The organism is Aestuariivirga sp., from assembly GCF_046093005.1.
Classification (GTDB): domain Bacteria; phylum Pseudomonadota; class Alphaproteobacteria; order Rhizobiales; family Aestuariivirgaceae; genus Aestuariivirga.
The window spans coordinates 1-4,625 of sequence record NZ_JBJTER010000040.1 but is presented as its reverse complement, the minus strand read 5'-3'; the positions used below and the strand labels follow the sequence as shown (position 1 = coordinate 4,625).

Below are 4,625 nucleotides of genomic sequence, written 5' to 3'. Positions count from 1 at the left end.
GCCTAGCGCATAATGTGGATCTGGCCGCGATGGAAGCTCTGCCCTCGGGCGGGATGGAGCGCCTCTCCGCCATCGAGAATGCAATCAATGCGCTGATCGGTCCAGATGCCGTACGGCGTGAGTTCCTCGGCCACGAGAAGTTCGTCGGGACGCTCTACCGTGCCATCAAGCCCGACCCGGCGGCGGTCGAGTTCTCGGAACGCGTTGCCAGTATCGCGACGCTTGCTGCCGTGATCCGCGCCAAGCTCAGCCCTAATCCGCCGGACATCGCCACAATCCTCAATCAGATCGCTGGGCTGCTCGACCAGTCGATCACCGGGATGAACATTCGCGATGATGGCCCGCCGGCTATCGACCTTTCGAAGATCAATTTCGAGGCATTGGCTAAGCGCTTCTCGGAGTCGAAGCACAAGAATACCGATCTGGAGGCACTGAAGGCGGCCATCGCGGCCAAGCTCGAAAAGCTTGTGCGCCTGAACCGGATGCGGACCGACTTCGCGGAGAAGTTCGAGGCGCTGATCGAGAGCTATAACAACGGCAGCCGGAACATCGAACAGCTCTTCGAGGAACTCACGCCGTACGGCATCTGGACCGATCAGCGCATTGATTGCATTCTCGATGGCGGAGAGGCGCTCCATCCCGCCCGAGGGCAGAGCTTCCATCGCGGCCAGATCCACATTATGCGCTAGGCAGAAAGCCGTGGCGGCCGCGATCGCCTCCCGTAGTGTGGCGACAAGCTGGGCCTTGTCTTTGACCGGGTTCGTGCCGCCCTTGTCGGCGCCATAGATTGCAAGCGCCTTCTCCAGCGAGGTAAAGACGTTGGCATAGTCCACGATGACGCCACTGTGCTTGCCGGGGAACACCCGGTTGGCCCGGGCGATGGTCTGCATGAGCGTGTGGTTGCGCATCGGCTTGTCGAGGTAGATCGTCGAGCAACTCGGCGCGTCGAAGCCGGTCAGCCACATGGCGCAGACAAACACCAGCCGCAGCGGGTCTTTGGTGTCCTTGAACTTCTCATCCAGCCCCGGCTGCGACTCGTTCATGCGCTTTCGGTGCGGCTCGATGTCGAGGCCGAGCTTTTTCATCTGCTCGATCTCGTTCTGCCCCGGCGAGACGATCACCGCCATATCGGTGGTCGTAAGCACTTCCAGCCGCTGGCGCAGCGCCGTCTCGTCGGACTTGGGGAGATTGCGGCGGCCCAGTTCCTTCTCGACCCGCCCCATCTCGGCCGCCCAGCGCTTCTTGACCTTGTAGTGCATCCGGAGCGCCGTGGCCTTGTCGATGGACACCACCATCGCCTTGCCCACGAACCCGCGCCCGAGGAAGTGGCATACAATATCCTGTGCGACCGTCTCCAGCCGGTCGTCACGGGTAATCAGGTGATACTGGCGGCCGAGAACCCTTTCGAGCTTCTCCTCTTGCTCGGCATCGAGGTCCGCGCCCTCGATTAGGTCGTAGATATCGTCATTGAGGTCGGGGTTGACGAGCTCAAGTTCCGGCGTTCGGTTCTCGTAGAAGAGGGGCACCGTGGCGCCGTCCTCGACCGACTGCTGGAAGTCGTAGATCGACACATAATCGCCAAAGACCTCCTTGGTGCGCTCCTCGCCGGCGATGAGCGGCGTTCCGGTGAATGCCAGGAACAGCGCTTTTGGCAGTGCCGCCCGCATGTTCAGTGCCAGCGTGTCATACTGGCTACGGTGCGCCTCGTCCGTCAGCACAATCACGTCCGAGCGATTGGTGAGCGTCTCCGGTGTCTGGAACTTATGCACCAGCGTGAAGACATAGCGGTGGTTGCCCCGCAGGAGTTCCCGCAAATGCTCGCCGCTAACGGCATGGCATTGATCCCCCTCGGCCTCGCTCACGGCGCCCACGGTCTTGAAGGTCTTGGCGATCTGCTCGTCCAGCTCCACCCGGTCGGTGACAACCACGAAGGTCCAGTTGCCGGTCAGCCTCCGCAGTACCTTCTGGGCGAAGAACACCATCGAGAAGCTCTTGCCGCTGCCTTGCGTCTGCCAGAACACGCCGCCCCGCCCGTGGCCGAGCTTGCGGGCCTCCAGCATCGACGCGATGGCGTTATTGACGCCGAGGAACTGGTGATTCTGACCGATGATCTTCACCAACCCGGCCTTGTGCTCCGAGAACAGCGTAAAGTTCTCCACGAGGTCGAGCAGGCGGGTGCGGTCGCAGGTGCCGCGCAGCATCACCTCAAGGGACACGCGGCGCGGTTCGTCCTCGCGCTCGATGCGCTTCCACTCGAAGAAACGCTCCCAGTCGGCGGTGAGCGACCCGACGCGGCTGTCGGTGCCATTGCTGGCGATCAGCAGGGCGTTGAACCAGAAGAGCTGCGGGATCTCCTTCTTGTAGTGGGTCAGGTTCTCGTCGAAGGCCGCGCGCGCCGGCACGCCGGGCTTCTTGAGCTCGATCACCACCCAAGGCAGGCCATTGATGAAGCCCACCAGATCGGGGCGGCAGGTGTAGAGGCTACCGACCACGCTAAACTGGCTAACCAACAGGAAGCTGTTCTGATCCGGGTGCGCCCAATCCACAACGCGCAGGCGCTCGGTCTTCTGCCCGCCGTATTCGCGATCGGGGATGGAGACCGGAATGCCTTCCTTGAGCAGGCGATAGACCTCGCGGTTGGCCGCCTCCAGGCTCATGGCCGAGCGGTCGCGGGCGAGTTCATCGATGGCGGTCTGGATCGCCTCGCCGGGAAGGGTCGGGTTAAACTTGGTGAGCGCCGCCCTTAGGCGTTCGACCAATACGACCTCGCCCTTAGTCTCGCGGCCGAGGGTGCCCCCCGGACCGAAAATCTCTTCGAGCGCCGACACCGTCTGCCAGCCCAGCTTCGCAAACAGCCCAATGGCGGGCTGCTCGACGAGTTGGTCTTCGGTGTAGGCGCTAGGGCTCATGGCAGAGCCTTCACGATGGGCCGAAGCGCTTTATCCATCACGACAAGACGCTGCTCCAGCCAAGCGAGGTATTCCTCCCAACGGCTTTCGTCCTCGATCGAGGAGTCAGGTAGCCATGTCGCTATCCGGCAGCCTTTTGCATCGGGTAAATCTTGCCAATCGAGCTCGAAGCCGAGCTGTTGCTCGATACTCTGGCGTTGCTCGACAAGTCGTGCAAACCGCCCCTTAGCCTCCTCGCCTGCCATCCACAGCTCGACACCGAGGCGGGCATCGCGGGCATTCGCGGTAATGTTGAGGCCAAATCCGGCACGGCCGATCGAGTTGTTCAGCCAATGCTGCGGACGCGGCTTTTGTGGACGGATCTGTGGCGCCTTCTTTGCCAACCGATCAATCAGCGCCGACCAGAACTTGAGCTGCAGTTGCTTGGTGGGCGATGCGGACGCGGCGGCGCGCGCCTGCTCACGACCCGCTTTGGCCCAATTGTCGGGCTGAACCACGACTTCAAACTTCGGCGCGAGCGGCGAATTGCCGATCCGCCATAATTCGACCTGCACGCCGAAGAAGCCGAGGTCGTCGGTAGTGTTCTCGTTGAGGAAGCGCAAAGCGGCGACGTGCTCGGGCCGGAACGATTCGGCGACCCAGATGACCTTACGGGCGCCCACTCCGGCCGCGTAAGCGAGGATCTGGCCGAGATGCTTGTGGTCGGTCTCGGCAAGCTGGTTTTCGACAATGACTTGCTGATCCCCATCGGAGCAGAGAATGTCGAGCTTGAAGTCGCCGACATAGTGTTCCGTCGCGACTGCCTCCAACTCGCTGAGACCAAGGGCTTGCGCCAACGCATCGAGATTCTCGGCTTCCGCCAACCAGGGCGTGAAGTCGCCCGCTTCGTGCTTCCAGGCCTCGCGAAGAGGAACGCGCTCCAGTTTGCTCAGTTCAGGCCTCGACTTCATGCGCCAAACCTCCACTCCGGTGACCATGTGCGGGGCGCACCCAAAGCCGCCGCCGCTTCGAAGCCTGCGCGCATGGCGAAAGCTTCAGTATCAGTAGCCGTTGGCTTGTCCCCTGATGGCGCTCCGAAGAAACTCTCGGGTGAAGGGTTCGTGGTTTCGCCAACGACCAAAACGCAGGCCCTCAGCGCTAGAATCTCTCGCACGGGTGACTGTAACGATTGCGTTGTCACTAGGACCAAGGTGTCTCCCGCCCTTGCTCGCCATATATTTGGGCCATCCATGGCTTCTTGCGGATTGTACCCCGCATCGATACGCCTCGACATCTTCCGGACCTCGCGGTTGGCGACTTCCAGAGGATGGAGATCAAACCAAACCGGAAGATCTTCGGATCGGTTTGTGATGGTCAGGAAATCCCCATCGCGCATTTGCCAAAACTCGCGGATGCTCCATCCCGATAGGTGATGTGAGGTTAGCGGCGAGTCTGTGCTCACCCACAAAGCAAATTCTCCGGCCCGACACGACCAACGCACCGTCTGATCTTCACCAAGGGATTTTGCCGATGGGATCTGGCTTGATGTGCTCATGCGGCTTCAACATCGATCTGACCGGAGAGTAGACGCGGGAGGAGCAGGTCGCGGACGCGGCGGAGGTTTTGGATTTGTAGACCGAGCGTTGCGATGTGAGTGAGTAACGGCGCAATCTGCTGACGAAACCGCGCGCGCAACGGTGTGGGCGGCACGACACGCACTGTTTTGGCAATATACTC

General features: G+C 61.4%; 2 protein-coding genes and 2 pseudogenes. 1 reads left to right on the top strand and 3 read right to left on the bottom strand.

The genetic code is table 11. The annotated features are described in order from the left end of the window. Positions 1-29: 29 nt before the first annotated feature. Positions 30-689 carry a type I restriction enzyme endonuclease domain-containing protein gene (locus ACKOED_RS03200; protein WP_408915129.1) on the top strand — a complete coding sequence of 220 codons (660 nt, stop codon included), beginning with the start codon at positions 30-32 and terminating at the stop codon, positions 687-689. 99 nt (positions 690-788) lie between these two features. Here the strand turns inward: ACKOED_RS03200 and ACKOED_RS03195 are convergent. The 3 genes and pseudogenes from ACKOED_RS03195 to ACKOED_RS03185 form a co-directional block, all read right to left on the bottom strand. Further along, a pseudogene (locus tag ACKOED_RS03195) lies at positions 789-2,909 on the bottom strand (type I restriction endonuclease subunit R); the annotation flags it as partial. Next, positions 2,906-3,859: a DUF4268 domain-containing protein gene (locus ACKOED_RS03190; RefSeq protein ID WP_408915128.1), complete on the bottom strand. Its 954-nt coding sequence runs from the start codon at positions 3,857-3,859 to the stop codon at positions 2,906-2,908. The pseudogene ACKOED_RS03195 and the gene ACKOED_RS03190, both read right to left, overlap by 4 nt. 580 nt (positions 3,860-4,439) lie before the next feature. Further along, positions 4,440-4,625 (bottom strand): annotated as a pseudogene (locus ACKOED_RS03185) (hypothetical protein); the annotation flags it as partial.

Coding starts and splice junctions, on each gene's coding strand:
- ACKOED_RS03200 (WP_408915129.1), top strand. CDS start 30: ATGGAAGCTCTGCCCTCGGGCGGGATGGAGCGCCTCTCCGCCATCGAG.
- ACKOED_RS03190 (WP_408915128.1), bottom strand. CDS start 3,859: ATGAAGTCGAGGCCTGAACTGAGCAAACTGGAGCGCGTTCCTCTTCGC.